A 2,883-nucleotide genomic window follows, 5' to 3' on the forward strand; every position below is an offset into this window, starting at 1 on the left:
ACCGACTTCATTTAAAGAAATTTTATCTGGAAACCAGCCCAATCAGGCATACAGCACTGTTTGATCTCGTTGATTAACCTTAAGCCGATAGGCTTTCCAAGGTCTGATTAGGGTGCGAAACTTGAGTACTTAACTAGTATACAATGTATTGGCTCTCATAGTGAATAGAAAAAACGCAATCGCTTGCATAACAACACTAGTAATTAAGATAGTTGAGTGAATGAGAAGATTATTGGCTTTAAAACAGATTAGAATTAATGAGTCAGACGGATTATAATAGACTTAACAGAAAACAATAGCAGCTTATAAAACTGAAAAGGTGAGACGAGATGTACGATGCAAAAACTAAAGAGACCGACAATAGTGTCAGAACATTTATTGAAACAGTTGAGAGCGAGGCAAAAAAAAGCAGATGATTACCGCCTGCTAGAGATTTTTCAGGAAGAGACGGGATTCGAGCCGAAACTGTAGGGTCCAAGCATCATCGGATTCGGAAAGTATAAGTATCGATACGCCTCCGGTCATGAAGGGGATGCACCGCTTGCTGCATTTTCTCCCAGAAAGGGATCAGCTGCTGGCATCATTCGGCAAGCATAAAACGGGAAAGGCTTGTGTCTATATCAATAAACTTGATGATGTAGATAAGTCGATTTTGAAAGAGCTGATCAGAAAAACAGTGGACACGTATCAGAAGCTGTATCCTGAATAAGTTTTAAAAAATAGGATCCGACAGAAAGCAGGAAAAGCATGTTTATTGCATCTGAAAACTATGGACTGTCAAGACTGTCAAGACAACTGAATTATGTCTCCAGCGGACACAAGCCCCCAAAAAGTCATGAATGGGGGCCGGGTGTCCGGGATATTTATGCTATGCATTACATCATAAAAGGGAAGGGCATATATAAGACTCGCTCCGGAGAGTACGAATTAAAAGCAGGTCAGAGCTTCCTGATTTATCCTTACACTGAAATTTACTATTATCCAGATCCCAATGATCCATGGGAGTATGTCTGGGTAGAATTTACAGGAGAAGAGGTTGCTCACATACTTGACCTGACGAGCCTGTCAGCGGGTACTCCCATTACTGAGAAAGCTGAAAGTGATTTGAGCCTCTACTACTTTCTTGAAGAGAATAAAGAGAAATCGGTCGCTGAGGCTATTCGTATGGCAGCTAAGCTTCGGACGCTTCTGTCTTATTATATTGAACAGTTCCCTGAAGAGACCCGGTCTGAGAAAAATGATTATGTCCAGCAGGCAAAAGACACAATCTTTAAGCACTACTGGAAAGCCTTGCTCACTGTCACTGACATAGTTGAGGACGTCAATATTGAACGCAGTTACCTGTTCCGTCTGTTTAAAGCATCGACTGGTCTGCCGATTTCAACATACTTGAGAGATGTTAGAATTGAACAGGCCTGTCTGCTGATGCAGAAATCGAATCTGTCCGTAAAATCCATTGCCAATTCGGTTGGCTATAGTGATCCTCTTTGTTTTTCCAAAGTATTTAAAAAGGTCAAGTCCTATACACCGACCGAATACATAGCTTTGACCGGAAAATCTAACGAAAAAGAACACAGTTCCCGGATTCACGGTAATAAGTTATGAGGTCCTCCAAAGCTTGACGGTCACAGTCCAGTCGCTTTCCAAGGCAGACCAGACATGAAAACTGTCGGGCTGTCCGTGAGACGACCTTCAGATTTAAAGCGACTTCATCTGGATGAAGGGTGTGCGTACACGTCTGGCAGACATGAGCTGTCGACATGTCAGCGGACGACCTTTGCTCTGACGACCAGACAGTCATGAGCGGGAACGACTGGATTATATCGTTCTTTGAATTGACCTATTGGCTTGTGATCCCAGCAGTCGTAAAGATCAAGGGAATAACCTGACGCATAGGGCAGACCCAGATCCCAGAACTGAAGGGAAATCTCACGCTGCGCGTCACTCAAGTTAAAAAAGCCGATTGACAGATCACCATCTGACAGGACTTTTACTTGAATAAAGACATCATCATGGAACCACTGAGGCTCCGGCTTAATACGGTAAGCGCCTCTGCCTTCCACATCCTGATTGATTGCCAAGAGAACTTTGTTAAGTAAAATATTCTGGGTAGTTTCATTCGCCTCACGGATGTCGCAGCCGATCATCAGAGGGGAATAATTAGTGCATCAACTAATTTTTCAGATGGTAGAATGAAAGAAATGGGACACCTTGGTCATTACATTGAGGTTACCATCACTCAATCGAAAGATCAGAACTATGGAGTTTTAGATATAGCTGTGGGGATCTTGGCAGTATTTGAAGCCATCGAAACGTCTCCAGACACACTCCTCAGGGTGTGTGGAGAAAATCTATGTAGAATGGTTTCCTGAATCTGGATACCTGTTAAGAAAACAGATAAAATAAAAATGGCAGTGATCGCCCTTAAAGCTATTGCCGGAAAGAGCAGTGGAAGCTGAACAGCGACTCTGCTCTTTTTGAGTAAGTGAAAAAACACCCGGAAATGAGATGAATAATAAGCTGAAAAGTTGTGATTACAGAAGACATTTAGTGATATAATATCAGACTGTTCAGACTATATGGCTTTTAAGGTCTACTCATTTCCTCATTTAAAAAAAGTATCGAACGCTAGGGGTCATTTAACGGACCATCAAAGATAAATAATAATCGTTCTCTTTTCAAAATCATGTTAGTATTGAATAAGAAAGACTAATCACAGTGAGTGAACTAGGAAACTCCAAGGAATAATTGGGGGAAATAGCTCTTAAATGAGCATACAATTGATTGGTTTTTACAGCACTATTGGATTTATCTCGTCAAACAGGTTTTGGTTTGATGGTCTAGAAAAAAAGACCAACACAAATAAACCTACGGTGTAGATTT

The 2,883-nt window shown here is 41.4% G+C and carries 4 protein-coding genes; 3 read left to right on the top strand and 1 reads right to left on the bottom strand.

The window, feature by feature from the left end; genetic code table 11:
• Positions 1 to 336: 336 nt before the first annotated feature.
• The 3 genes from ACYQ2O_RS11520 to ACYQ2O_RS11530 all read left to right on the top strand — a co-directional run bounded on the left by ACYQ2O_RS11520 (position 337) and on the right by ACYQ2O_RS11530 (position 1,605).
• Positions 337 to 471, top strand: a complete 135-nt coding sequence (locus ACYQ2O_RS11520) for a hypothetical protein (RefSeq protein WP_459796656.1) — start codon at positions 337 to 339, stop codon at positions 469 to 471.
• A gap of 70 nt (positions 472 to 541) precedes the next feature.
• The gene (locus ACYQ2O_RS11525) at positions 542 to 709 is read left to right on the top strand and encodes a DUF1801 domain-containing protein (RefSeq protein ID WP_459796657.1); all 168 of its coding nucleotides are present in this window, start codon (positions 542 to 544) and stop codon (positions 707 to 709) included.
• Between the two features lie 38 nt (positions 710 to 747).
• Positions 748 to 1,605: an AraC family transcriptional regulator gene (locus ACYQ2O_RS11530; RefSeq protein ID WP_346023971.1), complete on the top strand. Its 858-nt coding sequence runs from the start codon at positions 748 to 750 to the stop codon at positions 1,603 to 1,605.
• Between the two features lie 158 nt (positions 1,606 to 1,763).
• Here ACYQ2O_RS11530 and ACYQ2O_RS11535 read toward each other — a convergent pair whose 3' ends face one another.
• On the bottom strand, positions 1,764 to 2,147 hold the full coding sequence (locus ACYQ2O_RS11535; RefSeq protein ID WP_346023970.1) for a hypothetical protein: 384 nt from the start codon (positions 2,145 to 2,147) through the stop codon (positions 1,764 to 1,766).
• Between the last annotated feature and the right edge of the window lie 736 nt (positions 2,148 to 2,883).

The organism is Alkalibacterium sp. m-11 (assembly GCF_054658155.1).

Coding starts and splice junctions, on each gene's coding strand:
- ACYQ2O_RS11530 (WP_346023971.1), top strand. CDS start 748: ATGTTTATTGCATCTGAAAACTATGGACTGTCAAGACTGTCAAGACAA.
- ACYQ2O_RS11520 (WP_459796656.1), top strand. CDS start 337: ATGCAAAAACTAAAGAGACCGACAATAGTGTCAGAACATTTATTGAAA.
- ACYQ2O_RS11535 (WP_346023970.1), bottom strand. CDS start 2,147: ATGATCGGCTGCGACATCCGTGAGGCGAATGAAACTACCCAGAATATT.